24 protein-coding genes are annotated in these 23881 nt (G+C 72.4%); 9 read left to right on the plus strand and 15 right to left on the minus strand.

Annotated features, from left to right (window positions below):
* The first annotated feature begins 8 nt into the window (after positions 1-8).
* Positions 9-623: a TVP38/TMEM64 family protein gene (locus CJZ98_RS10635; RefSeq protein WP_094591109.1), complete on the plus strand. Its 615-nt coding sequence runs from the start codon at positions 9-11 to the stop codon at positions 621-623.
* Between the two features lie 63 nt (positions 624-686).
* On the opposite strand, the gene CJZ98_RS10640 is transcribed toward CJZ98_RS10635, so the two are convergent.
* Positions 687-869 (minus strand): hypothetical protein, encoded by a 183-nt coding sequence (locus tag CJZ98_RS10640; protein WP_094591110.1) that lies wholly within the window; start codon positions 867-869, stop codon positions 687-689.
* Between the two features lie 135 nt (positions 870-1004).
* Between CJZ98_RS10640 and CJZ98_RS10645 the strand changes: the two genes are divergently transcribed.
* The gene (locus CJZ98_RS10645) at positions 1005-1373 is read left to right on the plus strand and encodes a hypothetical protein (RefSeq protein WP_198537683.1); all 369 of its coding nucleotides are present in this window, start codon (positions 1005-1007) and stop codon (positions 1371-1373) included.
* A 4-nt stretch (positions 1374-1377) separates the two neighbouring features.
* Here CJZ98_RS10645 and ligA read toward each other — a convergent pair whose 3' ends face one another.
* Positions 1378-3537 (minus strand): NAD-dependent DNA ligase LigA, encoded by a 2160-nt coding sequence (gene ligA, locus CJZ98_RS10650; protein ID WP_094591111.1) that lies wholly within the window; start codon positions 3535-3537, stop codon positions 1378-1380.
* Between the two features lie 60 nt (positions 3538-3597).
* Positions 3598-4029, minus strand: a complete 432-nt coding sequence (locus tag CJZ98_RS10655; protein WP_390625516.1) for a DUF4864 domain-containing protein — start codon at positions 4027-4029, stop codon at positions 3598-3600.
* A gap of 83 nt (positions 4030-4112) precedes the next feature.
* Here CJZ98_RS10655 and CJZ98_RS10660 point away from each other — a divergent pair, with 83 nt between their 5' ends.
* A complete protein-coding gene (locus CJZ98_RS10660; RefSeq protein WP_094591112.1) occupies positions 4113-4658 on the plus strand; it encodes a SprT family zinc-dependent metalloprotease in 546 nt (181 codons plus the stop codon).
* A 222-nt stretch (positions 4659-4880) separates the two neighbouring features.
* On the plus strand, positions 4881-5744 hold the full coding sequence (locus CJZ98_RS10665; RefSeq protein ID WP_094591113.1) for a hypothetical protein: 864 nt from the start codon (positions 4881-4883) through the stop codon (positions 5742-5744).
* A gap of 8 nt (positions 5745-5752) precedes the next feature.
* Here the strand turns inward: CJZ98_RS10665 and CJZ98_RS10670 are convergent, their stop codons facing one another.
* The 10 genes from CJZ98_RS10670 to CJZ98_RS10715 form a co-directional block, all read right to left on the minus strand.
* Positions 5753-6382 carry a hypothetical protein gene (locus tag CJZ98_RS10670; protein WP_198537685.1) on the minus strand — a complete coding sequence of 210 codons (630 nt, stop codon included), beginning with the start codon at positions 6380-6382 and terminating at the stop codon, positions 5753-5755.
* 165 nt (positions 6383-6547) lie between these two features.
* Positions 6548-7132, minus strand: a complete 585-nt coding sequence (locus tag CJZ98_RS10675) for a chorismate lyase (RefSeq protein ID WP_198537687.1) — start codon at positions 7130-7132, stop codon at positions 6548-6550.
* A gap of 94 nt (positions 7133-7226) precedes the next feature.
* On the minus strand, positions 7227-8222 hold the full coding sequence (locus CJZ98_RS10680) for a hypothetical protein (RefSeq protein WP_094591114.1): 996 nt from the start codon (positions 8220-8222) through the stop codon (positions 7227-7229).
* 123 nt (positions 8223-8345) lie between these two features.
* Complete coding sequence (mnmG, locus tag CJZ98_RS10685) at positions 8346-10313, minus strand: tRNA uridine-5-carboxymethylaminomethyl(34) synthesis enzyme MnmG (RefSeq protein WP_094591115.1); 1968 nt, start codon at positions 10311-10313, stop codon at positions 8346-8348.
* 72 nt (positions 10314-10385) lie between these two features.
* On the minus strand, positions 10386-10763 hold the full coding sequence (locus CJZ98_RS10690; protein ID WP_094591116.1) for a hypothetical protein: 378 nt from the start codon (positions 10761-10763) through the stop codon (positions 10386-10388).
* Between the two features lie 248 nt (positions 10764-11011).
* Positions 11012-11878 (minus strand): S-formylglutathione hydrolase, encoded by an 867-nt coding sequence (gene fghA, locus CJZ98_RS10695; RefSeq protein ID WP_094591117.1) that lies wholly within the window; start codon positions 11876-11878, stop codon positions 11012-11014.
* Positions 11879-11934: 56 nt separating this feature from the next.
* Positions 11935-13044: an S-(hydroxymethyl)glutathione dehydrogenase/class III alcohol dehydrogenase gene (locus CJZ98_RS10700; protein ID WP_198537690.1), complete on the minus strand. Its 1110-nt coding sequence runs from the start codon at positions 13042-13044 to the stop codon at positions 11935-11937.
* An 82-nt stretch (positions 13045-13126) separates the two neighbouring features.
* Positions 13127-14551, minus strand: coding sequence for a replicative DNA helicase (gene dnaB / locus CJZ98_RS10705; protein WP_094591119.1), 1425 nt, complete (start codon positions 14549-14551; stop codon positions 13127-13129).
* A 124-nt stretch (positions 14552-14675) separates the two neighbouring features.
* A complete protein-coding gene (gene rplI, locus CJZ98_RS10710; protein ID WP_094591120.1) occupies positions 14676-15134 on the minus strand; it encodes a 50S ribosomal protein L9 in 459 nt (152 codons plus the stop codon).
* Between the two features lie 37 nt (positions 15135-15171).
* A complete protein-coding gene (locus tag CJZ98_RS10715; protein WP_094591121.1) occupies positions 15172-16128 on the minus strand; it encodes an acyl-CoA desaturase in 957 nt (318 codons plus the stop codon).
* Between the two features lie 54 nt (positions 16129-16182).
* Here CJZ98_RS10715 and CJZ98_RS10720 point away from each other — a divergent pair, with 54 nt between their 5' ends.
* Positions 16183-16959, plus strand: a complete 777-nt coding sequence (locus CJZ98_RS10720) for a hypothetical protein (RefSeq protein WP_094591122.1) — start codon at positions 16183-16185, stop codon at positions 16957-16959.
* 40 nt (positions 16960-16999) lie between these two features.
* Here CJZ98_RS10720 and CJZ98_RS10725 read toward each other — a convergent pair whose 3' ends face one another.
* Complete coding sequence (locus CJZ98_RS10725) at positions 17000-17863, minus strand: acyl-CoA desaturase (RefSeq protein WP_232756394.1); 864 nt, start codon at positions 17861-17863, stop codon at positions 17000-17002.
* 264 nt (positions 17864-18127) lie between these two features.
* Between CJZ98_RS10725 and CJZ98_RS10730 the strand changes: the two genes are divergently transcribed.
* From CJZ98_RS10730 to CJZ98_RS10745, 4 genes are all read left to right on the plus strand, one after another.
* Positions 18128-19408, plus strand: coding sequence for a methionine gamma-lyase family protein (locus tag CJZ98_RS10730; protein WP_255082456.1), 1281 nt, complete (start codon positions 18128-18130; stop codon positions 19406-19408).
* A gap of 118 nt (positions 19409-19526) precedes the next feature.
* Complete coding sequence (gene gcvH, locus CJZ98_RS10735; protein ID WP_094591124.1) at positions 19527-19916, plus strand: glycine cleavage system protein GcvH; 390 nt, start codon at positions 19527-19529, stop codon at positions 19914-19916.
* A 114-nt stretch (positions 19917-20030) separates the two neighbouring features.
* Positions 20031-23087: a glycine dehydrogenase gene (locus tag CJZ98_RS10740; RefSeq protein ID WP_232756395.1), complete on the plus strand. Its 3057-nt coding sequence runs from the start codon at positions 20031-20033 to the stop codon at positions 23085-23087.
* A gap of 214 nt (positions 23088-23301) precedes the next feature.
* Positions 23302-23556 carry a hypothetical protein gene (locus tag CJZ98_RS10745; RefSeq protein ID WP_094591135.1) on the plus strand — a complete coding sequence of 85 codons (255 nt, stop codon included), beginning with the start codon at positions 23302-23304 and terminating at the stop codon, positions 23554-23556.
* 7 nt (positions 23557-23563) lie between these two features.
* Here CJZ98_RS10745 and CJZ98_RS10750 read toward each other — a convergent pair whose 3' ends face one another.
* Complete coding sequence (locus CJZ98_RS10750; protein ID WP_094591125.1) at positions 23564-23755, minus strand: hypothetical protein; 192 nt, start codon at positions 23753-23755, stop codon at positions 23564-23566.
* Between the last annotated feature and the right edge of the window lie 126 nt (positions 23756-23881).

The following is a 23881-nucleotide window of genomic DNA, read 5'->3' on the forward strand; positions in this document are numbered from 1 at the left end:
GTCGCGCCATGGCCCCCAGCGATCTGCTGCCCCAGCTCCTGCCCGCCCTGCAGTCCCCCTGGGGCGCGGTGGCCTTCGTGCCCCTCTATGCCCTGTGGGTGACGCTGCTCCTGCCCGGAGTCTGGGCTTCGATGCTGGCCGGGGCGCTCTATGGCCCCTGGTGGGGCAGCGTCCTGGTGTTCGTGGGCGCCTGCCTGGGGGCAGAGGCAGCCTTCCTGCTGGGGCGCCACTGGCTGCGGGAGTGGTCCCGGCGGCGGCTCCGTGCCCTGCCCAAACTGCTGGCCGTGGAGCAGGCGGTGAGCCGCGAGGGGTTGAAGCTGGTGCTGCTCACCCGCCTCTCGCCGGCCTTTCCCTTCAGCCTGCTCAACCTCGCCTACGGCCTCAGTGAGGTGAGCCTGCGCGACTACAGCATCGGCCTGATCGGCATCCTGCCGGGCACGGTGCTGTTCTGCGGCCTGGGGGCCCTGGCGGGGGATGTGGCCCGCTTCGGGGAAGTGCTCTCCGGCGAGGCGGACGCCGGCACCTGGGCCCTGCGCATCGGGGGCCTGCTGGCCACGGTGGCTTCGGTATGGCTGGTGGGCAGGGCGGCCCAGAAGGCGCTGCAGGGGGCCGAGCCCGGTTGAGGTGAGGGCTGCCAGGGCCTGCGCCGGTTGAGGCCTGTCCTGTCTCTGGCCGGTCTCGGCGGCTCAGGCGATGTCGCCGGGCTCTGGGGGTGGGGGGAGCCGCCAGTCCCGCAGGGCCGCGATCGCCACGAACCAGGCCAGCCGCAGCGGGGCCCAGGGGCCCGTGCGCGCCGCCAGCTCGTCGTACTGGGCGCGGCCGCAGGCGGTCTTGATCCAGCGGTAGGCGCCGGGTTGCCGGGGACTCATGGGGGCGCTGGCAGGAGCGGCGGGGCCGCGAGGGGGCCTGGAGACAGGCTACGGACGTCGCTCGGGGGTCGTGGATCCCGTCCCAAGCGGGGGCTGGGCCATGCTGGAACTCCCCCCCTCTCCTGGAGTGGCCCCATGGCCCGCCTGCAACGCATCCGCTCCCAGGGCCTTCCCAGCCTCCGCCCGCTGAATCCGCAGCCGCTGCACGTCCAGCCGCTCCGCTCGGCCCTGCTGGTGGCCGCGGCCCTGGCCCTGGGCGGTGGGGCCGCCCAGGCCGCCGTGTGCGTGCGGCCCGGTTTTCCCGTGGGCTGCACCGTCGGTGCCGACCCCGTGGTCAACCCCACCCCGGGTGTCGGCTACGGCGCTCCGGGTGTCGGCGTGCGGCCGGGGGCCGGCCCGGGCGTGGGTCCGAACTACGGCGGCCCGGCCAACTACCACCCCGCCGCTGGCCCCGGCGTGGGGCCCAACGCCGGTGGCCCGGTGAACCGCGCCGGCTGGCGCTGAGGCCTCAGGGGCCCGGCTCCAGCAGCGCCCGCAGCCCCGCCTCATCCAGCACCGCCACCCCCAGGCTCTCGGCCTTGGTGAGCTTGCTGCCGGCCTCCTCGCCGGCCACCACGTAGCTGGTCTTCTTGCTCACCGAGCCCGTCACCTTGCCGCCGGCCGCTTCAATCAGGGCCTGGGCCTGGCTGCGGCTGAGGCTGGGCAGGGTGCCCGTGAGCACGAAGGTCTGGCCGGCCAGGGGCGCCGCCTCAGCGCTGCCCGGGCCGTTGCCTGGTCCGCCGCCTGCCGCGGCCAGCTCTCCGGGGCCGGCCGTCAGGCAGAAGCCCAGCCGCTCCAGCTGCCCCAGCAGCTGCTGGTTGGCCGGTGTGGCGAACCACTGCTGCAGCGATTGGGCGATCTCGCCGCCGATGCCGTACACGGCGGTGATCAGCTCGGGCGTGCCTTCGGCGGCAGTGGCCAGCTCGGCGGCGCTGGGGAAGGCCCTGGCCAGGGCCTTGGCGTTCACCTCGCCCACGTGGTGGATGCCCAGGCCGTAGAGCTGGCGATGCCAGGGCTGGACCTTGGAGGCCACCAGGGCCGCCACCAACTTCTCAGCCGATCTGGCCCCCATCCGCTCCAGGCTGGCCAGCAGGGCCGCATCGAGCCGGTAGAGATCGGCGATCGAGGCCACCAGGCCCCGGTCCACCAGCTGCTCGATCAACTTGGCCCCCAGGCCATCCACATCCAGGGCCCCCTTGCTCACCCAGTGGCGCAGGGCGCCCCGCAGGATCGCCGGACAGCTGCTGTTCACGCAGCGGGTGGCCGCCTCGCCTTCCTCCCGCACCAGCTCCGAGCCGCACTCGGGGCACACGTGGGGCAGCTCCAGCCGCCGGGCCCCCGCCGGTCGCAACTCGCTCAGCACCCGCACCACCTCGGGGATGATCTCGCCGGCCTTGCGCACCACGATCGTGTCGCCGGCGTGGAGATCCAGCTCCGCCAGCCGATCGGCGTTGTGCAGGGTGGCGCGGCTCACGCTGGTGCCGGCCAGGGGCACCGGCTCGAACTCGGCCACGGGGGTCACCACGCCGGTGCGGCCCACCTGGCAGGCCAGCCGCAGCAGCTTGCTGGGGGCTTCTTCTGCCGGGTACTTGAGGGCAATGGCCCAGCGCGGCGCCTTCTGGGTGAAGCCGGCGGCATCCTGCAGACGCAGGTCGTTGAGCTTCACCACCACGCCGTCGGTGGCGTAGGGAAGGGCGCGGCGGCCCGTGTCCCAGTGGGTGAAGAAGGCCTCCACCGCCGCCAGATCCGGCAGCAGCGCCGCGTTGGGGTTCACCTTGAATCCGGCGGCCTGCAGCCAGCTCAGGCTGTCCCACTGGCTGGTGGGCCGCGCCGGATCGGCCGGTTGAGCCTTGCCGGCCGCGCCCGCTCCGTGCCCGGGCTGCCAGCCGTCCGGCAGGTGCAGGGTGTAGGCGAAGAAATCGAGGCGCCGGGCCGCCACCACCCGCGGATCCAGCTGGCGCAAGGTGCCGGCGCAGGCGTTGCGGGGGTTGGCGAACAGGGCCTCCCCCCGGGACTGCCGCTCGGCGTTGATCGCCGCAAAGGTGGCGTCCGGGATCAGGGCCTCGCCGCGCACCTCCACCCACTCCGGCGGGTGTGCCAGCTGCAGCCGCAGCGGCACGCTCTGGATCGTGCGCACATTCGCGGTGATCTCTTCGCCGCGCTCGCCGTCGCCGCGGGTGGCGGCCCGCACCAGCAGGCCCCGCTCGTAGCTGAGGGCCAGGGCGTTGCCGTCGATCTTCAGCTCGCCCACCATCGGCAGGGCCGGCGGCGGAGCATCCTCGGCGGGTTCCCGGTCCAGCACCTTGAGCAGGCGGCCATACCAGGCCTCCAGCTCCGCCAGGTTGAAGGCGTTGTCGAGGCTGAGCAGGCCGATGCGGTGCTCCACGCTGGTGAAGCCCTCGGCCGGCGTGCCACCCACGCGCTGGGTGGGGCTGTCGGGGGCGATCAGCTCGGGGTGCGCCTGCTCGAGCTCCAGCAGCTCCCGGTAGAGCCGGTCGTAGACCGGATCCTCCATCTCCGGAGCATCCAGCACGTAGTAGGCATGGGCGGCGCGGCTGAGCAGCCCGCGCAGCTCAACGGCCCGTGAGCGCGCTGGTCCAGGGGCGGGGCCGCCGCCGTCGGGGCCCATGCCCTTGGGGTCCGTCGTGCTCACGGCGGCGATCCTGCGCTGGCGATCACGCTGGGGCGATCAGGCGGCCGCCGCCACCTTCTGGATGCGGTCCACCCGCCAGGCGTCGTCCACCTTCACGAAGGTGAAGTCCAGGGGCAGTTCGTCGTTGTTCTCGGCCTTGAGCTTCACCGTGAGGATGATCTGCTCCTCCTGGATGCGCGGCCGACCCGATTTGAGGTTGTTGTACTTGTTGAGTTGCAGGCCGGCCAGGAAGCGGATGAACTGCTGCCGGTTCACGTGGGAGCGGTAGTTCTTGGTGGTGAGCAGGTAGGCGGCATCGATGCGGCCCGAGGCCACCTGGGTGAAGAACTGCTTGATCACCGGGTTGATGCCCCGGGCGTTCAGCACCAGCTTCACGGCATTGATGGTCCAGTACAGAAGCAGGGCGCCCAGACCGGCGGCCAGCGCCTTGGTGCCGATCTGCTGTACCAGCCCCATGTCCAGGTCCATCGCGCGCTCGTCACAACTCGGGCCCCCGAGTCTGCCGGACAACCACGCCACACTGGGGCCGAACCGCCGCCGCGCCCGCCGGCATGCCGCTCGAACCGCTGCTGCCCCTGTTCCACCGGCTCAACCGGGAGCACTTCGCCGGTGCCCTGGCCCCCGGCGGCACCAGCCTGGTGGCGGTGCGCTGGAGCGACGGGCGCATGCGCCGCACCGCCGGCCTCTACCGCAGCGGTCGCCAGGCCGATGGCAGCGACCTCTGCGAGATCGTGCTCTCGCGGCCGCTGCTGGAGCCCCTGCCCCGCGAGGCCACGCTCAGCACCCTCTGCCACGAGATGATCCACACCTGGGTCGACCGGGTGCTGGGCCTGCGTGAGGTCCATGGGCCCCAGTTCCGCGCCCGGATGGCCGCCATCAACGCGGCCCAGGATGAGTTCCGGCTGAGCGTGCGCCACCGCTTTCCCGTACCGGCGCGGCCGCCCCGCTGGATCGCCCGCTGCCCCAGCTGCGACCTCGCCGCCCCCTACCGCCGCCGGGTGAAGGGAGTGGCCTGCCGCCTGTGTTGTGAGCGCTTCAGCGGCGGCCGCTGGGACCCGCGGTACCAGCTGCTGTTCGAAGCCAGCGCGGCGGCCTAGGTTGCTGCCTGCTTCGGGCGGGCCGGCTCCATCGCCACCTTTCTCTGGGTGCTGCAGTTCAGCGGCGTGGGCATCGCCGTAGTGGGGATGGGCCGCGAGCGCTGGCTGCGGGGCCGCTCCCTGGCGCGCAGCGGGCCGCGCCGGGCCGCGCCGCGCTGAGGCGGCCAGGGCCAACCGGCCCGGCCCGGCCGCTGCCTGGCGCGCTCGCCTTAGCCTGGACCCATGGATCCGGATCGCAACTCCTACCGGCGCGAGCCGCGTCCCGACTCGCGCGATCAGCCCCGCCGGGAGGGTCGCCGCGAGCCTGGCCTCTTCGAGCCGGGCCGGCTGGATCAGTGGATGAACGCGGGACGGCAACTGGTGGATGGGGTGGCCGGGGCTCGCCCGGGCTCGCGTCCGGGAGGGCAACCAGCCGAGGGCCGCGCCGGCGGGCGCCCGAGCCTGGAGGGCCTGGGCCGCTGGGTGGAGACCCGGCTCGATTGGCTACTGGAAGACGACGACGACTGGCGCGAGCCCTGGGAGCCGCCTGCGCCGCGCCGCTCGGCCCTGAACCGCCACGACCAGGAGCGCTGGTCCGACCCAGCTGACGCGACCGTCCCGGAGACCCGCCGCTCCGGCCGGCCCGCGCCACCCGACCCTTGGGATCGGGCCGCTGCCCCTACAGACCCTGGTGGCCCGGCCTGGGGCGCAGCCCGTGCTGCGGGCCGCAGCACCGCCGGTGACGCGGCGGCGGTGACGGTTCAGCCCCGGGGCCAGCGCCGGCCCCTGGAGGCGATCTCCCGCCGCACCACGCCGCTGCTCTCCCCCCGCAGCGGCGCGGCGGCCCCCGCTGCCGGAGCGCCGGCCTACGAGCCGGCTGGCGACGACTGGCCCGATGACGCCAGCTTCAGCGTGCCCCGCTGGCAGCGGGAGCCCCAGCGGCCCGAGTTCAGCCAGGGGGTCGGGGCAGCGGCTCCCCGGGAGTCCAGACCCGCTGCGGGCCCAGGCGCGGCGCCCGGTATCGCACCAGGCCCAGCCTCAGGCGCTGCAGGGCGGGCGGCACCGGCCCGGCCCCTGCCCCGTTCCACCCGCCGCCGCCAGGCCTGAGGCGATCGTCAGGAGATGCTGCGGCTGCGGCGCTTGTGGTTGCTGTGCTGGGTGCTGGCCGGCCCCGGGGCCTGGCGCGCCTGGCCGCCCTTGGTGCCTGCCCGCCGGCGATGGCTGGGGCGCACCGCAGGTTTCGCGGGGTCAGACTGACCAGGCTCCGACTGACCAGGCTCCGACTGACCGGGCTCCGGCAGGCCTCGCTCCAGCTGGCACGGACTGGGCCGACCCACCTGGAACGGGCAGCCCATTGCCCGCAGCTGCCCGTTCACGGCTTCCACCAGCTCCGGCGGCAGCTCCTCGGCCATCTGGGCCGCGGAGGTGCTGATGGCGGCCGCTCCCTCCGTCAGGGCCGACAGCAAGGTGGCCCACTGCTCTACCAGGGTGCTGCGGCGCAGGGGCGCCAGACCGCTGCTCTCCAGCACCGCGCCGCAGCCGTCGCGGTGCCAGAGCACGGCGCGGCCGTGGTGCCTGGGCGCGCGGCTGAAGGCCTGGCCGGCCGCCACGGCGGCGGCGCTGGGCTGGCCATTGGCGCCGCGCAGGCCCGCCTCGGCCAGCAGATGGCCGCAGTGCACCGCGGAGATGCCGTAGAGACGGCCCAGGTCAGTGAGGGTCAGCCAGGGGCTGGGGGTGGTCTCCATGGTCATGGGGCGTGATGCGCCAATCGTGCGGTCAGCACGACAGGACGCAAGCTGTCAAGCCACGACCGCTGCAAGCTGTTACAGACGTTGCGAATCGTTATGACGTTCTGTGGGCGGACGGCTGAACCGAAGGCAGCTGCCTGCGTCTATCCCGGGCGGTTGGCCTCAGGCTGGCTGGGCGGCCCCAAGCCAACGCTCCAGGGCCGGGGAGAACACTTCGCGGATCACGGTGAGTTCCCGGCCGCTGCGGAAGAAGCGGTAGTGGCGGCTCCAGAACGGACCCGCCGCCCCGAAGCGTTCCGCCAGCCAGGGGGCCTGCACCTGGGCCAGGCCGTCGACCTCCCGGTAGAGCTCGGTACGGCCGGCGGTGAGGCTGCGCCAGATCGGCTGGTCCCGCTGGCGCAGGTGCTGCTCCGCCTCTGCCTGGTTCCACCAGCTCTCAGCCCAGGCCAGGGTCTGGCCCCCGCAGCGCAGCCACACCTGACGCCGCAGCAGCGGACGCTCCAGCTCCGCCACCTCCGCCGGCGCCCCCGGCCCCGCCGCCGGCTCCCGCTCCATCGCGATCAGATCCACCTCCACCGGCAGGCCAGTGAGCAGCTGCAGGTGGCGGGTGGGACTGCCATCCCCCAGCAGAAGCAGCTTCCAGGCGCCGCTGAGACCCTGGCCGGCCTGGGCCTCAAGCACCTCCGCCAGGGGTGCCTGCCAGAGCGGAGACGGGGAGGGCAGCAGCAGGGCGCTGGCCGGAGCCATGGCGGCCATCCAGGGGGGTCAACCCTAGGCAGAGGGGGCGGTGGGGTGCTGCACAGGCATGCAGCGGCTCAGGCCAGTTCTCTGGTGCCAGCCTTCAGAAGCCGCTGCTGATGCTGATGCGGCGCTCCACGCCGCCCTTCTCGATCACGGCCGAGTCGCCCGAGGCCGAGCGCAGCCGCCAGCCGCTGCCGCCGATCTGGTCGCCCACCAGCGCATTGGTGGAGCTGCTGCCCACCTGGAAGATGGCCGAGCCCGAGCGGCCGGGTATCTGCACCACCCCTACCAGCTCAGGGTCCGGACCGCTCGGGACAGCCGCCGGCGCCCCGCCACTGCGCCCGCCGCCGCCACCACTGGCGGCCGGGCCACCACTGGCGGGGGGCGCGGGTCGGTTGAGGGTGCCGCTGACCGGAACCCGCAGTACGGCCGCCTGGTTGCCCCCCTCGCCGCCGGGGAGCTGGCCCAGCTCCTGGATCCAGGGCTCATCGGGCGGCGGCGGCGGCACAGAGCCGTCGGCGCTGGCCCCGGACTTGGCGGCACCGGCCTTGTCCGCGGCCACGGCCGCCGGTGCGCTGGCCTCGGTGCCGATGCCGCGCAGGTTTTCCAGCAGCCGCACGGTGCGCTCCTGGCGCAGGTCGAAGCTGGCCTCGCTCCAGCCCTTCCAGAACACCAGGGAGGCGCCGGCGGTCATCACGACCACCGAGCCCAGGCTGGCCATGACCAGCCGCGGCGAGAGGGTGAGGCCCGCCACGCTCCAGCCTGGGGCAGGGCTTGCGGCCTTGGCGCCGCGGCCCAGGGGTCGGCTCGGGCTGCGGGGGGCGGCGGTCGGAGGTGGTGGCGGCGGTGCCGGGATGGCGGTCGCAGCCGCAGCGGCGGCCGTGGTGACGCTGGTGGCGACGGAGCGGGGTTCCTCGCGCACCTCCACCAGCTCGATCGGAGCCTCAGGGGCCGGCGCGGTCTCGGCGCTGCCCGGGACCTCCGCCCCCTGGCGGCGGTAGCTGTGCAGCGCGTTGGCGAAGACGCGATCCATCACCTGCTCGGCCTTCATCTCCCAGAAGGCCCGTGAAGTGGAGGTGGCGGGTCCGGTCACCAAGGGAGCGCCTGCTGCGGAACGGTTCGATCTGGGCGCCACGGTACCGGCCGCAGTCGGATCTGACGAGAGGCGAAGGTCTCAAGCTGGGCTGGTTGCCTCAGCCGCCCTGTCCAGCCCGCGTGCTCAGACCGCGCCCTGGGCCGCGCCCCCCGCCCCGGCTGTGGCGGTGTCGCTCTCGGTGGCCTGGGCCCGGCGGCGACGCTGCAGTTCCAGCCACAGCAGCAGGGCGGTCACATCGGCGTGGCTGACGCCTGGCACCCGCGAGGCCTGGCCCAGGCTGAGGGGCTGCACGGCCGCCAGCTTCTCGCGGGCCTCCGCCGAGAGGGTGGCGATGGCGGCGTAGTCGAGGCCGGCGGGAATCGGCCGGTGCTCCTGCTTCTTCACCTGGTCGATCTGCTGCTGCTGGCGGGCCAGGTAGCCGCTGTACTTGATGTCGATCTCGGCGCCCTCGCGCACGTCGGTGGGCAGGGCCGGATCGGCGAGGCCGTGACGCACCAGATCGGCGCTGTGGAAACCTGGGCGGCGCAGCAGATCCGCCAGGGTGATCGAGCCCTTGATCGGCGCCTTGGTTTCGGCTTCCACCGCGGCCGCGGCGGGGTCGCTGCCCTTGAGCCGCACCGTATCCAGCCGCTGCTTCTCAGCGGCGATCGCCTCCTGCTTGCGGCTGTAGATCTGCCAGCGGCGCTCGTCGATCAGGCCCAGCTCGCGGCCCAGGGGAGTGAGGCGCCGATCGGCGTTGTCACCCCGCAGCACCAGCCGGTATTCGCTGCGGCTGGTGAGCACCCGGTAGGGCTCGCGCAGGTCCTTGGTGATCAGGTCGTCGACCATCGTGCCGATGTAGCTCCCCTCCCGCGGGAAGTGCACCGGCTCCTGGCCGCGCACCAGCCGGGCGGCGTTGAGGCCGGCCACCAGGCCCTGGGCAGCGGCCTCCTCGTAGCCGGTGGTGCCGTTGAGCTGGCCGGCACTGAACAGCCCGGCCACCCGCTTGGTTTCCAGGGACGGCTTGAGCTGGGTGGCGGGCAGGTAGTCGTAGTCGACCGCGTAGGCGGGCCGCAGCATCACGCACTGCTCCAGGCCCGGCAGGGTGCGCAGCAGTTCGAGCTGCAGCCGCTCCGGCAGGCCCGTGGAGAAGCCCTGCACGTAGATCTCCGGAGTGTCGCGGCCCTCGGGCTCCAGGAAGATCTGGTGGCTGTCCTTGTCGGCGAAGCGCACGATCTTGTCTTCGATCGAGGGGCAGTAGCGGGGGCCCTTGCTGTCGATGACGCCGCCGTAGATCGGCGTGAGGTGCAGGTTGTCGCGGATCAGCTGGTGGGTGGCCGCCGTGGTGCGGGTGATGTGGCAGCTCATCGGCTCGCCGCTCACCCAGCTGGTGGGATCAAAGGAGAAGAAGCGGCCCTCGGCATCGCTGGGCTGCTCCTCCAGCTGGTCGAGGGCGATGCTGCGGCGATCCACCCGCGCCGGGGTGCCGGTCTTGAGGCGGCCCATCTGGAAGCCGAGGGCTTCGAGGGCCTCGGTGAGCCCCTCGGCGGGCTGCTCGCCGGCGCGGCCCGCCGGCATCGACTGGTGGCCCACCCAGATCTGGCCGCCCAGGAAGGTGCCGGTGGTGAGGATCACCGCGCCCGCCGCGTAGGTGCTGCCGAAGTAGGTGCGAACGCCGGTGATCCGGCCCCCGCCGTCCGCGGCCCCTTCCACCTCCAGCCCCGTGACCATCGCCTCGCGCAGGGCCAGGTTCGGGGTGTGCTGCAGCAGCTGCAGCATCTGGCGGGCGTACTGGCGCTTGTCCGTCTGGGCGCGCAGGGCCCAGACGGCCGGGCCGCGGCTGGCGTTGAGCACCCGCTTCTGCAGGGCCGTGGCATCGGCGAGGCGGCCGATCACACCGCCGAGGGCATCCACCTCATGCACCAGCTGGCTCTTGGCCGGACCGCCCACCGCCGGATTGCAGGGCTGCCAGGCGATGCGGTCAAGATTCAGCGAGAACAGCGCCGTGTTCAGGCCCAGCCGAGCCGCGGTGAGGGCCGCCTCGCAGCCGGCATGGCCGCCGCCCACCACGAGCACGTCGAAGGCTTCGGTGGGGGGAGTGGAGAAGGCCATGGATCCATTGTCCCTGGCGCGTGGCCGGCCTGATGGCCTGGGGCCGCGACGGCTCAGCGCAGGGGGTGGCCCCTACGCCGCCCAGGACTCCTGCAGGAAGTTAGCCAGAAAACTGTTCTCGAGCACCCCGCTGGCGGCGAACTGGAGACCGATGAAGGTCTGCTTGCCTTCGGACTGGGACCAGCGGGTGGCCACCGGGATCGTCACCGCCTCGGCGACGCCGAGGCTGGGGCGAAGCACGAGCTCCAGCTCCTGACCGGCGGCGTGCAGCAGCTGCAGGGCGCCGCGGGCCAGCAGGCAGGCCCCCGTCCAGCTCAGGTCCCAGAGCAGGCCGTGGTGCAGCGGCTCGCCGCCGACCCGCAGTTCGGCACTGATCGCGCCGGCGCCGAGGGGAATCGAATGGCGGGCTTCTGCCCGGGGTGTGTGGGTTGCGGGTGTCGTCGTGGCCATAGACGTTCATCCCCGTGCGCCTGAACCAAACCATCGCTGATGGCGCGGGTGATTGGACGTATCCGTGGAGACCGTGTGCAATCCCCAGGCCTGGCCGTTGCCGCGGCTGGCGGGTGAAATCCAGTAGTGAAGCGGCTTCTGGCTCGACTCAGATCTGCACACTGGTCGTGATTAGACATGAAGCGATGTTGCCCGACTCCCTCTCAGGAGGTAGAGGACCTGGCCTACTTCGTGTCATTTCAGGGTAGTCAGGCCAGCAGGGCCCTCGCATGGTGGTTGAGGTGATCGTCGATGAAGCTGGCGATGGCGAAATAGCTGTGGTCGTATCCGGGCTGCAGACGCAGCTCCAGGGGCTGGCCTGCGGTGGCGGCGGCCTCGGCGAGGGCCTGGGGGTGCAGCTGGGCCTCCAGGAAGGGATCGGCCGTGCCCTGGTCCACCAGCAGGGGCAGGGGGGCGTCGCCGCCGGGCCCCTGGGCGGTGTGGCCCGCCGCCAGAAGCCGGCAGGCGTCCCAGGCCGCCCAGGCGTCGGGATCGGGCCCCAGCAGGTGGCCGAGGGCCTTCTGACCCCACGGGCACGTCGAAGGGTTAGCGATCGGCGCGAAAGCCGACACGGAGTCGTAGCGGCCAGGGTTGCGCAGGGCGCAGAGCAGGGCGCCATGGCCCCCCATCGAGTGGCCGCTGATGCCGCGGCGCCCGTTCAGGGGCAGCTGCGCCTCCAGCAGCTGGGGCAGCTCGTGCACCACGTAGCTGTGCATGCGGTAGTGGCGTGCCCAGGGCTCCTGGGTGGCATCCACGTAGAAGCCGGCGCCGTGGCCGAAGTCCCAGCTGCCCTCGGGGTCGCCGGGCACCTGTTCGCCGCGGGGACTGGTGTCGGGGGCCACCAGGGCCAGGCCCAGCTGGGCGGCCCGCCGCTGGGCGCCGGCCTTCTGCATGACGTTCTCGTCGCTGCAGGTGAGGCCGGAGAGCCACCACAGGGCCGGCACCCTGGCGCCGGCCAGGGCCGCCGGCGGCAGGAACACCGCGAAGACCATGGCGCAATCCAGCTCCCGCGAGTGGTGCCGGTAGCGGCGGTGCACGCCGGCGAAGCAGCGGTTTTCGCTGAGCAGTTCGAGCACGGGCGGCGCCTCGGCAGGGGATCGGGGGTCGGGGCTGAAGGCTCAGCCGTGCGGCGTCAGAAGTGAATCACCGTGCGGATGCTCTTGCCGGCGTGCATCAGCTCGAAGGCCTCGTTGATGTCGTCGAGACCCATGGTGTGGGTGATGAAGGCATCCAGCGGGATCTCCCCCTTCTGGGCCCGCTCCACATACAGCGGCAGCTCCGTGCGGCCGCGCACGCCGCCGAAGGCCGAGCCGCGCCACACCCGGCCGGTCACCAGCTGGAAGGGACGGGTGCTGATCTCCTGGCCCGCTCCGGCCACACCGATGATCGTGGATTCGCCCCAGCCCTTGTGGCAGGCCTCCAGGGCGGCGCGCATCACAGCCACGTTGCCGATGCACTCGAAGGAGTAGTCCACGCCGCCGTCGGTGCGGTCGATGATCACCTGCTGGATCGGCGCGTCGAAGTCGCGCGGGTTGATGCACTCGGTGGCTCCGAGCTGTTGGGCGATCTCAAACTTCTCGGGGTTGATGTCGATGCCGAGGATGCGCGTGGCGCCGGCCATCACCGCGCCGATGATCACGGCCAGGCCGATGCCCCCCAGGCCGAACACGGCCACCGTGCTGCCCGGCTCCACCTTGGCGGTGTTGAGCACGGCGCCGATGCCAGTGGTCACGCCGCAGCCCAGCAGGCACACCTTCTCCAGGGGGGCGTCCTTGCTGATCCTGGCCACGGCGATCTCGGGCAGCACCGTGTATTCCGAGAAGGTGGAGGTGCCCATGTAGTGGTGGATCCGCTGGCCGTTCTTGGAGAAGCGGCTGGTGCCGTCGGGCATCAGGCCCTGGCCCTGGGTGATGCGGATCGCCTGGCAGAGGTTGGTCTTGCCCGAGAGGCAGAACTTGCACTGCCGGCATTCCGGCGTGTAGAGGGGAATCACGTGGTCGCCCACCGCCACCGAGCTGACGCCCTCGCCCACGGCCTCCACCACGGCGCCGCCCTCATGGCCCAGGATCGCCGGGAACAGACCCTCCGGATCGCTGCCTGAGAGGGTGTAGGCGTCGGTGTGGCACACGCCGGTGGCCACCAAGCGCAGCAGCACCTCGCCGGCCTGGGGCGGCGCCACATCCACCGTGGTGATCTCCAGGGGCTGGCCGGGGGCCCAGGCCACGGCGGCGCGGGAGCGGATCATCGGCGGGGAGGAGAGGCTGTGCCCCATCCTCGCGCCGCGGCGGATGGGGCACAGCCGCGGGCTCTGCTGCTGGGGCTGGCTAGGGCGCCGCCAGGTTGCGGAAGCGGGTGAACTGGGGTTCGAACAGCAGCTTCACCGTGCCCACCGGGCCGTTGCGGTGCTTCGTCACGATCACCTCGGTGATGCCGCGATCGGGGGTGTCCGGGTTGTAGTACTCGTCGCGATAGATCATCAGCACCAGGTCGGCGTCCTGCTCGATCGAGCCGGATTCCCGCAGATCGCTGAGCATCGGGCGCTTGTTGGTGCGCGACTCCACGCCGCGGCTGAGCTGGGAGAGGGCCACCACCGGCACGTTGAGTTCGCGGGCCATCTGCTTCAGGCCCCGCGTGATGCGGCTCAGCTCCTGCACCCTGTTGTCGGATCCCGAGCCCTCCATCAGCTGCAGGTAGTCGATCACCACCAGGCCCAGTTCCTTGCCGGATTCAGCCATCAGCCGACGGCAGAGGGAGCGCATCTCCAGCACGCCCGCATTGGGCTTGTCGTCGATGAAGATCGGCATCTGGCCGAGGGTGTTGATGCCCTGGCCCAGCAGCGGCCACTCCTCCTGCTGCAGCCGGCCAGTACGCAGCCGCCCGCTCTCGATCCCCACCTCCATCGCCAGCAGCCGGTAGGTGAGCTGCTCCTTGCTCATCTCCAGCGAGAACACGCACACCGGCAGGTTGTGCAGCTGGGCCACGTTCTTGGCCAGGTTGAGGGTGATCGCGGTTTTGCCCATGGCGGGGCGGCCGGCGATGATGATCAGGTCGCTGCGCTGCAGCCCCTGGGTCATGGCGTCCAGGTCGTAGAAGTTCACCGGGATGCCGGCCACGGCCGTGCCCAGGGAGCGGCTCTCGATCTCGTTGAAGGTGCTGGTGAGGATCTCGGCGGTGGGGGTGAGTCCCACCGAGGGCTTCTCCTGGCTGATGGCGAAGATCTTGGCCTCGGCCTCGTCAAGCACCTGCTCCATCGGCTTGCTCTGGTCGAAGCCGAGCCGGATCACCTCGTTGCCGGAGCGGATCAGCTGGCGGCGCAGGTATTTGTCCATCACCAGGCGCGCCACCTGGTCGATGGAGGCGGTGGAGAGGGTGCCCTCCACCAGCTGCACCAGCCTGGCGCTGCCGCCCACCTTCTCCAGGGCACCGGTGTCCGCCAGCCAGGCGGTCATGGCGGTGAGGTCGGTGGGCTTGCCCTGGCTGTGCAGCATCAGGGCCGTGCGGTAGATCTCCCGGTGGGCGTTCAGGTAGAAGGCCTCGGGCTGGAGCACGTCCGCCACCCGGCCGATCGCGTCGGGATCCAGCAGCACGCCGCCGAGCACGGCCTCCTCGGCCTCCAGGTTCTGGGGCGGCACCGAGTCGGGCAGGGCCTCGAAACCCGCCTCCTCGCGGGGCCGGCCCCGGCCACCGCCGCGCCCCCAGCCGGGACCTTCGCCGGAGGGATCGGAACTGGACAGGGGAACGCTCACCATCGCCGCAGAAGAGAAGGACCGGGTCGCGGGATCCAGGCACCGCTCCAACTGAAACGCCGCCAAGCCCCGAAGGGCCTGACGGCGTAGGGGATAGTCATCCTGCCGTCAACGGCGGCGTCAGAACTCAGTGGCTGACCACTTCCAGGTTGATCTCGGCCACCACCTCGGGGTGGAGCTTCACGGTCACCTGGTAGGTGCCGGTGCGGTGGATCTCGGGCACCAGGATGTCGCGGCGGTCCACATCCTTCTTGGTGGCGGCCTCGATCGCCTCGGCCACGTCGCCGTTGGTCACGGTGCCGAACAGCACGTCGTCACCGCCGGTCTGCTTCTTGACGGTGAAGCGGCCGATGGTGGTGAGGGCCGTGCGGAAGGCGATCGCCTCGGCCTTGAGGGCGGCCTGGCGCTCGGCCTCCTTGGCGCGGCGGTGCTCCACCTGGCGCAGCACCGCGGGGGTCACGGGCACCGCCTTGCGGGTGGGGAGCAGGAAGTTGCGGGCGTAGCCGGGGGCCACGTCCACCAGATCGCCGTTCTTACCCAGGCTGAGGACGTCCTCGCTGAGGACTACGGAAACGCGCTTGGCCATGGGGGTCGTTACGGACGGTCTGCGTCTGGGCGATGGGTCAGCCTACGGCACCGCTTGCGGCCTGTGCTACGAGGGCGCCGGGCAGGCGGACCTGGGTGGCCAGGCCGAGGCGGCGCAGCAGCCGGATGTGCAGCCAGGTGAGGTCGGGCTCGCGCAGGCCCCAGCCGTGGCGGGCCGAGTGCGGATAGGCGTGGTGGGTGTTGTGCCAGCCCTCGCCGAAGGTGAGTGCCGCCACCCAGGGGTTGTTGCGGGAGCCGTCGCCGCTGGCGTGGCGCACGTAGCCCCAGCGGTGGGTGGCCGAGTTCACCAGCCAGGTGCAGTGGTACACGAGCACGAGGCGCAGGGGGATGCCCCAGAGCACCAGGGCCCAGCCACCGGCGCCGGTGGCGGTGCCGATGGCGAACAGCAGCAGCGCCAGGGGGATCTGCAGCAGCAGGAAGTTCTTGTTCAGCCAGCGGTAGTAGGGGTCGGCGGCCAGGTCGCCCGTGAGGCGGGGAACGGCGGCCATGGCGGGGATCTCCTCGAACATCCAGCCGATGTGGCTCCACCAGAAGCCGCGGTGGCTGTTGTGGTGGTCGGGGTCGGTGTCGGAGAACTTGTGGTGGTGGCGGTGCAGGCCGGCCCAGTCGATCGGGCCGTGCTGGCAGCTGAGGGCGCCGCAGGTGGCGAAGAAGCGCTCCAGCCACTGGGGCACCCGGAAGGCGCGGTGGCTGAGCAGGCGGTGGTAGCCGATGGTCACGCCCAGGCAGGCGGTGACCCAGTAGAGAACCAGCAGCGAGCCCACGGCCGGCAGGCTCCAGAACTGGGGCAGCAGGGCCACCACGGCCAGGACGTGGATGGCGACCATGAAGCCGACCACCGTCCAGTTGCGGCCCTTGGCGGGCACCAGGGCGGCCTCGCCGCGGCGGGGGACGTGCAGGGCGGCGGCGCGCCGGGATGGACTGATGGCGGCGCCACCGGGCGCTGCCGGTGCCGCGAGGCTGGAGGCCGTCATGGGCCTGCTCCGGGAAGGGATCGGTACAATAGTAGCAATACGGATCCGTATCGCGTGGGGCACCGGGAAGAACTCGAAGCAGGGCGCGATGCATTTGGGCATCTGATCAGGGTCTGGCACGAGCGCAACGGCTGGTCGCTGCGGGTGCTGCCGGCCCTGGCCGAGCACCTGGATCTGGGCCGCGTCCACAACTCCCAGCTCTCCAACCTGCGCAACCGCAAGCTGGCCGCACCGGGCCCGGAGCTGTTCCTGGTGCTGGGGCGCCTCAACCAGCTGCTGGCGGAACGGGGCGGGCCCGCCCTGGCGGAGGAGCTGGCCGACCAGCCCGACCTGAGCCAGGCCCTGCTGGGCTCGGGCCTGGCGGTGCTTGCCGACGACGGCCAGCCCCTGGGGCCGGCCCAGCTGTTCGAGATCTTCGTGGGCCTGCGCCAGCCGCCCCGGGCCTTCGACCTGCGCATCGCCGAGGACGAGGCGGTGGCCCTCAGCGCGGCCCTGGCCGAGCTGTTCACCGCCGGCCGGCCCTGGCGCCAGTGCCGCGAGGCCGTGCTGGCGGCCTACCCGGCCGAGAAGCGCCAGCGGCGCGAGCAGTTCGCCGCCGTGCTGGCCGGCCAACGCGACTACACCGCCTCCGAGCTCGACGCGGAACTGCCGGATCTGCGCCGCACCGTGATCGCCCTGGGGGCCGCCAGCGAGGCCAGCTTCAGCGCCGACCAGTTCCTGGAGCTGCTGCGCCAGAAGGCCCGGCTGCTGGAGCAACCGGGCCGGGGCGAGGAGCGCGATCCGCGCCAGGCGCTGGCGGCGGCGATCCGGCGGGAACTGGAGGCGGCCTGAGGCGGGCCTGATCGGACGGCCACCCGGAGGACCGGCAGCCTCAGCCCGGGTAGCGCGCCTCGCGCACCCGCTTGGCCCAGCCCAGGGCCTTCAGCAGCTTGATGTGCTGCCAGGTGATGTCGAACTCGAACCAGCGCAGGCCGTGGCGGGCGCTGGAGGGGTGGGCGTGGTGGTTGTTGTGCCAGCCCTCGCCGAAGCTCAGGATCGCCACCCACCAGTTGTTGCGCGAGAGGTCCGGGCAGTCGAAGTTGCGGTAGCCCCAGGCGTGGGTGGCCGAGTTCACCAGCCAGGTCACGTGGTACACGAGCACCAGGCGCAACGGGATGGCCCACAGCACCAGGCCCAGGCCGCCGCCGCGCACACCGGCGGCGTTGCCATACCAGTAAAGGGCGGCGCCCAGGGGGACCTGCAGCAGCAGGAACCAGCGATCCAGCCACACGTAGAAGGGGTCCTGGAGCAGGTCGCCGGTGAAGCGGTGCAGCTCACGGATCGCCGGGATGTCGTGCAGCATCCAGTCGCTGTGGGCCCACCACAGGCCGCGGGCGGCGTCGTGGTGGTCGTTGGGCTGGTCGGAATACTTGTGGTGGTGGCGGTGCAGACCCACCCACTCGATCGGACCGCTCTGACAGGCCAGGGCTCCCATGAACACCAGCACCCGCTCCACCCACTTGGGGGCCACGAAGCTGCGGTGCGATACCAGCCGGTGCAGGCCCAGGGTCACCCCCAGCACCGTGGTCCAGTACAGAACCGCCAGCACCACCACGGCCTGCCAGCTCCAGAACTGGGGCAGCAGGGCGAAGACCGCGCCCACGTGCATCGCCAGCATGAAGCCGGTGGTGCCGGCCTTGTACTTGCGCTGGCTTGGGGACAGGGGAGCCCGCGGCACGACCAGGGAGGCGCGGATGCGGGCCTCCTGGGCCGCCGTGAGGCCTGCGGTTCCGCTCGCTTCGACCTGCGGCCGAGGATTCGAGCGGGCCGCGGAGGCGGCATCAGGTGCAACGACCAAGACAATCTCCGGTGGAATGCGCAGGCTCCGGTCCGCGGGGCCCCGGCGAAGGGGATGACGCACCACTGGCCTGGGACGCGGGCTGGAGCCACGACATCGCCGGAAAATCTAGCCGTGGGCGATTCGCTGCCAGGCAGCATGGCCGCGCAGCGCAGGGCTCTGATGGAAGCCGCAACAGTTGATGTGGCCTCCGGCGGCTGGGCCGCCGAGCGCCTGGCCCGCGCCCAGGAGCGCATCGCACCCCTGGCGGCCGCGCGCACCGCCGGCGTGAAGCCCAGGCTGGAGCGGGTGCTGGCGGCCTTCGCCGCCGAGCGGCTGGGGGTGCACCACTTCGCCTCGGTGAGCGGCTACGGCCACGGCGATCTCGGCCGCGAGGTGCTCGACCGGGTGTTCGCGCGGGTGCTGCAGGCGGAGGCCGCGGCGGTGCGGATGCAGTTCGTGAGCGGCACCCACGCCATCGCCGCCGCCCTCTACGGGGTGTTGCGCCCCGGCGATCGGCTGCTGGCCCTCACCGGCCGCCCCTACGACACCCTCGAAGAGGTGATCGGCATCCGCGGCCGCGGCCAGGGCTCCCTGGCCGAGTTCGGCATCGCCTACGACGAGCTCGATCTGCTGCCCGACGGCACGGTGGATGAGGCCGGGATCGCCGGGGCCCTGGCGCCACCGACGCGGATGGTGCTGATCCAGCGCAGCTGCGGCTACAGCTGGCGCCCCTCACTCCCCGTGGCGCAGATCGGCCGGCTGGTGGAGCGGGTCAAGGCGATCCAGCCGGACTGCCTGGTGTTCGTGGACAACTGCTACGGCGAACTGGTGGAGCTGCGGGAGCCCACCGCCGTGGGGGCGGACCTGATGGCCGGCTCGCTGATCAAGAACCTGGGCGGCACCATCGCCCCCACCGGCGGCTATGTGGCCGGCCGGGCCGAGCTGGTGGAGCAGGCCTGCTGCCGGCTCACGGCCCCGGGGATCGGCAGCGAGGGCGGCACCGGCTTCGACCTGCACCGGCTGATCTTCCAGGGCCTGTTCCTGGCGCCCCAGATGGTGGCCGAGGCCCTGATCGGCGCCGAGCTCACCGCGGCGGTGTTCGACGACCTGGGCTTCGCGGTGAAGCCCCTGGTGGGCGGCCCCCGCAGCGACGTGATCCAGGCGGTACGCCTCGGCGCGCCCGAGCCGCTCAAGGCGGTGTGCCGGGCCTTCCAGGCCTGCTCGCCGGTGGGCTCCTACCTGGATCCGGTGCCGGCGCCGATGCCCGGCTACGCCAGCGAGCTGGTGATGGCGGGCGGCAGTTTCATCGATGGCAGCACCAGCGAGTTCAGCGCCGACGGCCCGCTGCGGGAGCCCTACGTGCTCTACGCCCAGGGCGGCACCCACCACAGCCACCACGCCCTGGCGCTGGAGCGGGCGCTGCTGGCTCTGGAGCAGGCGGGGCTGCTGCCGGCCGCGTAACCATCGGAGCCGTCGGAGCCGATGACGGTGCCTTGCTGCCCCCCAGTGCCTGCCCGCTCCAGGGAGGCGCGCCAGGCACCCACCCGACAGACTGGGGGCCCGACTGCAGCCCGACCCGATGGCGCTGAGTTTTCCCGACGACCTCCGCTACGCCGACAGCCACGAATACGTGCGGCGCGAGGGCGAGCTGGTGCGGATCGGCATCAGCGCCTTCGCCGTCGACCAGCTGGGCGACATCGTGTTCGTGGAACTGCCCGAGCCCGGCGGTGCGATCCGCCAGGGCGAGAGCTTTGGCACGGTGGAGTCGGTGAAGGCGGTGGAGGAGGTGATCGCGCCGATCAGCGGCACGGTGGAGGCCCGCAACGAGGCGGTGCTGGCCAGCCCCGAGGAACTCCAGAACGACCCCTACGGCGAGGGCTGGCTGCTGCTGGTGCGGCCCGCCGATCCGGCCCAGCTGGACGGGCTGCTGGAGGTCGGGACCTACCGGGCCAAGGTGGAGGGCGCCTGAGCTCCTGGCTGCCCTTCCTAGGATCCCGCCCATCCTGGGATCCGGGCCTTGACGGCAGCACTGAGCCCCTTCGTGGCCCGCCATATCGGCCCCTCCGCGGCCGACCGGGCCCGCATGCTCGCCGACCTCGGCAGCCCCGACCTGGAGGCCTTCGTGGCCGAGGTGGTGCCCGCCGGGATCCTGCTGGAGCCCGCTGAGGCCGCCGCTGGATTGCCCGAGGGCTGCGGCGAGGCCCAGGCCCTGGACGAGCTGGCCCAGCTGGCTGGCGCCAATGGGGTGCGCCGCAGCCTGATCGGCCTCGGCTACTACGGCACAGCCACCCCGGCCGTGATCCAGCGCCAGGTGTTCGAGAACCCCTGCTGGACCACCGCCTACACCCCCTACCAGGCCGAGATCGCCCAGGGGCGCCTGGAGGCCCTGCTCAACTTCCAGACCCTGATCAGCGAGCTCACCGGCCTGCCGATCGCCAACGCGTCGCTGCTGGATGAGGCCACGGCGGCGGCCGAGGCCATGGCCCTCAGCTATGGCGTGGCCGGGAGCGCGGCGGCCCAGGAGGGCACCGGGGCAGACGGCACCGCGGCCGCTCCGCGCTTCCTGGTGGATCGGGATGTCTTCCCCCAGACCCTGGCGGTGCTGCAGACCCGGGCCGAGCCCCTGGGGATCGCCGTGGAGACCGTGGACCCAGCTGAGCTGCTGGCGGCGGCTGCAGGGCCCGCCGCCCCCTTTGCCGGCGCCTTCGGCCTGCTCCTGCAGCTGCCCGGCGCCAGCGGCCGACTCTGGGATCCCTCGGCCCTGATCGCCGCCGCCCAGGCTGCCGGCCTGCTGGTGACTGCGGCGGTGGATCCCCTGGCCCAGGTGCTGCTGGCCCCGGTGGGCGAGCTCGGCGTCGACGTCGCCGTGGGCTGCAGCCAGCGCTTCGGCGTGCCGATGGGCTTCGGTGGCCCCCATGCCGCCTTCTTCGCCACCCGGGAGGCCCACCAGCGGCGGATCCCCGGCCGGCTGGTGGGGCAGTCGCTGGATGCGGAGGGCCGGCCAGCCCTGCGGCTGGCGCTGCAGACGCGCGAGCAGCACATCCGCCGCGACAAGGCCACCAGCAACATCTGCACGGCCCAGGTGCTGCTGGCTGTGATGGCCGGCTTCTACGCCGTGCACCACGGTCCTGAGGGCCTGGCGGCCATGGCCCGGCGCCTGCTGGTGCTGCGAACCGCCCTGGCGCGCGGGCTGGCGGAGCTGGGCCTGGAGCCGCGGCCGGAGCCCGGCTTCGACACCCTCACGGTGGACACCCCGCGGGCAGCGGAGCTGATCGAGCGGGCGGCGGCGGCGGGCTTCAACCTGCGCGTTGGCCCAGGTGCCGAGGTGGTGGCTCCCGACGCGGTGCCGGACGCCTTCGGCATCGCCCTCGATGAACTGAGCGATCCGGCCGAACTGGAGCGGCTGCTGGCGGCGCTGGCGGGGGACGACCCCAGCGCTGGCCCTGGCGCCGGCGGCCCCGCCGGGACCCTCCGCTCCCCGGCCGCGGCCCTGGTGGCGGCGGTGGAGGCCGAGCTGGCGGCCGCCGGCGCCGCAGCCGCTCCGGAGCAGCTGCTGTGGGCGGCGCCTGGCGACCAGGCCGGCATCCCCCTGCGCCGCGGCCCCTGGCTGGGCCAGCCGGTGTTCCACCGCTACCGCAGCGAGAGCGAGCTGCTGCGCTACATCCAGCGCCTGGTGGCCCGCGACTTCTCCCTGGTGCACGGGATGATCCCGCTGGGCAGCTGCACCATGAAGCTCAATGCCAGCGCCGAGCTCACGCCGGTGAGCTGGCCGGCCTTCGCCGCCCTGCACCCCTTCGCCCCCGAGGCCCAGAGCGGCGGCTACCGCCGCCTGATCGCCGACCTGGAGGGCTGGCTGGCGGCGATCACGGGCTTTGCCGGCGTGTCGCTGCAGCCCAATGCAGGCTCCCAGGGTGAGTACGCCGGCCTGCTGGTGATCCGGGCCTGGCAGCGCAGCCGCGGCCAGGGGCATCGCCGGGTCTGCCTGATCCCCACCAGTGCCCACGGCACCAACCCCGCCAGCGCCGTGATGGCCGGGCTGCGCGTGGTACCGGTGGCCTGCGACGAGCAGGGCAACATCGACCGGGCCGACCTGGCCGCCAAGGTGGAGACCCACGCCGACCAGCTGGCGGCGCTGATGGTCACCTACCCCTCCACCCACGGGGTGTTCGAGTCGGGCATCGCCGAGATCTGCGACCTGGTGCACGCCCACGGCGGCCAGGTGTACCTGGATGGGGCGAACCTCAACGCCCAGGTGGGCCTGGCCAAGCCGGGTCTCTACGGCGCCGACGTGTGCCACCTCAACCTGCACAAGACCTTCTGTATCCCCCACGGCGGCGGCGGCCCTGGGGTGGGCCCGATCGCCGTGGCGGCGCACCTGGTGCCCTTCCTGCCGGGCCATCCCCTGGCCCCCGGCTGTGGCGGCGAGCAGGCCATCGGCCCGGTGAGCGCGGCCCCCTGGGGCAGCGCCTCGATCCTGCCGATCAGCTGGATGTACATCCGTCTTATGGGTGGCGCGGGTCTGCGCCAGGCCAGTGCGGTGGCCCTGCTGGCGGCCAACTGGATCGCCGAGCGGCTGGAGCCCCACTTCCCGGTGCTCTACCGCGGCGCCGGCGGCCGGGTGGCCCACGAGTGCATCCTCGATCTGCGCCCGCTCAAGCGCGGCGCCGGCCTGGAGGTGGACGACCTGGCCAAGCGCCTGATGGACTACGGCTTCCATGCCCCCACCGTGAGCTGGCCCGTGGCCGGCACGGTGATGGTGGAGCCCACCGAAAGCGAGGCCCTGGTGGAACTGGAGCGCTTCTGCGACGCGATGGTGGCGATCCGGGCCGAAGCCGCGGCGATCGAGGCGGGCCAGGCCGATCCGGCCGACAATCCGCTCAAGCGGGCACCCCACACCCTGGCGGCCGTGACGGCCGACGACTGGGCCCGGGGCTACAGCCGCCAGCAGGCCGCCTTCCCCGCCGGCGAGGCCCAGCGGGCCAGCAAGCTCTGGCCCGCCGCGGCCCGGATCGACAATGCCTACGGCGATCGCCACCTGATCTGCACCTGCCCGACGCTGGAGGAGCTGGCGGAGGACGGGGAGCCGGCGGAGCGCGGGCAAGGGATGGGGTTGGAGCAGCGGGCAGCGGCCAATGTGTAGCGGGGGCTGCCGGGCGGCCTGGGTTTAGGGCGCTACATTCGTACCAGTTCAGGAAACGACAGGATTTCTTCCTGATCTTTCCCTTGTTTTTCCATCACCATCTGCTGCAACTGCAGGCAGTGCAGGGGTTCCTGGGGTCATGACGATCGGCGACACCACCGGCCACACCAACAGCAACGGCAAGCGCGTCGGCAACGGCGACGGCACACCCGCCGTGGGGCGCCCAGGGGCTCGCTTTCAGACGCCGGCCCAGGCGCCGGAGATCAGCCTGCCGCCGCTGCCCGGCTCCCTGCCCCACTCCACCAGCCAGGGCCACACCCTGCGGGTGGAGGGCACCAATGTGCTGCGTGTGCCCTTCGGCGTTCGCCAGGCCCGCCGCCAGCGCCCGCAGCGCCCGCAGCGCTGGGCCACGCTGGTGCTCCCCTTCCAGGCCGCCGGCCCGACCCCCCCGCCACCCCGGGCGGCCTGAGGGAGGCTCAGGCCGCCGCGGTGAGGCGCCAGTCGATCAGGGCCTTGACGTCGTCGACGGAGCTGGCCGGAGCCCGGAAGGGCAGACACCGCATTGGACTGCGCTCCGGGCGCACCACCCAGGTGAGATCGCTCTGGGGAATCAGCACAAAGCCCCGATAGCGGACGACCCAGCGCTGGGAACCCGAAGCGGCGCTCATCGTCCATTGAGGCAGAGGTCCCCATTGCAGCCAGGGCTGCCTAAAGGTCTGTCCATGTGGCTCTTGCGAGGCCTGTCAGCATTGGGTTTGGTCAGCGGGATTCCTCCCTTCCAATGGCCGAAACCA

This window comes from Vulcanococcus limneticus LL (genome assembly GCF_002252705.1).
GTDB lineage: Bacteria > Cyanobacteriota > Cyanobacteriia > PCC-6307 > Cyanobiaceae > Vulcanococcus > Vulcanococcus limneticus.

Bases quoted from the DNA above. Each gene is read 5' to 3' on its own strand.
- CJZ98_RS10645 (WP_198537683.1), top strand. From the start codon at position 1,005: ATGGCCCGCCTGCAACGCATCCGCTCCCAGGGCCTTCCCAGCCTCCGC.
- CJZ98_RS10675 (WP_198537687.1), bottom strand. From the start codon at position 7,132: ATGGCTCCGGCCAGCGCCCTGCTGCTGCCCTCCCCGTCTCCGCTCTGG.
- CJZ98_RS10640 (WP_094591110.1), bottom strand. From the start codon at position 869: ATGAGTCCCCGGCAACCCGGCGCCTACCGCTGGATCAAGACCGCCTGC.
- dnaB (WP_094591119.1), bottom strand. From the start codon at position 14,551: ATGGTGAGCGTTCCCCTGTCCAGTTCCGATCCCTCCGGCGAAGGTCCC.
- CJZ98_RS10690 (WP_094591116.1), bottom strand. From the start codon at position 10,763: ATGGCCACGACGACACCCGCAACCCACACACCCCGGGCAGAAGCCCGC.
- CJZ98_RS10655 (WP_390625516.1), bottom strand. From the start codon at position 4,029: ATGGACCTGGACATGGGGCTGGTACAGCAGATCGGCACCAAGGCGCTG.
- CJZ98_RS10670 (WP_198537685.1), bottom strand. From the start codon at position 6,382: ATGGAGACCACCCCCAGCCCCTGGCTGACCCTCACTGACCTGGGCCGT.
- CJZ98_RS10750 (WP_094591125.1), bottom strand. From the start codon at position 23,755: ATGAGCGCCGCTTCGGGTTCCCAGCGCTGGGTCGTCCGCTATCGGGGC.
- CJZ98_RS10730 (WP_255082456.1), top strand. From the start codon at position 18,128: ATGGAAGCCGCAACAGTTGATGTGGCCTCCGGCGGCTGGGCCGCCGAG.
- CJZ98_RS10665 (WP_094591113.1), top strand. From the start codon at position 4,881: ATGGATCCGGATCGCAACTCCTACCGGCGCGAGCCGCGTCCCGACTCG.
- rplI (WP_094591120.1), bottom strand. From the start codon at position 15,134: ATGGCCAAGCGCGTTTCCGTAGTCCTCAGCGAGGACGTCCTCAGCCTG.
- ligA (WP_094591111.1), bottom strand. From the start codon at position 3,537: ATGGGCCCCGACGGCGGCGGCCCCGCCCCTGGACCAGCGCGCTCACGG.
- CJZ98_RS10660 (WP_094591112.1), top strand. From the start codon at position 4,113: ATGCCGCTCGAACCGCTGCTGCCCCTGTTCCACCGGCTCAACCGGGAG.
- mnmG (WP_094591115.1), bottom strand. From the start codon at position 10,313: ATGGCCTTCTCCACTCCCCCCACCGAAGCCTTCGACGTGCTCGTGGTG.
- CJZ98_RS10740 (WP_232756395.1), top strand. From the start codon at position 20,031: ATGCTCGCCGACCTCGGCAGCCCCGACCTGGAGGCCTTCGTGGCCGAG.
- CJZ98_RS10715 (WP_094591121.1), bottom strand. From the start codon at position 16,128: ATGACGGCCTCCAGCCTCGCGGCACCGGCAGCGCCCGGTGGCGCCGCC.
- gcvH (WP_094591124.1), top strand. From the start codon at position 19,527: ATGGCGCTGAGTTTTCCCGACGACCTCCGCTACGCCGACAGCCACGAA.
- CJZ98_RS10635 (WP_094591109.1), top strand. From the start codon at position 9: ATGGCCCCCAGCGATCTGCTGCCCCAGCTCCTGCCCGCCCTGCAGTCC.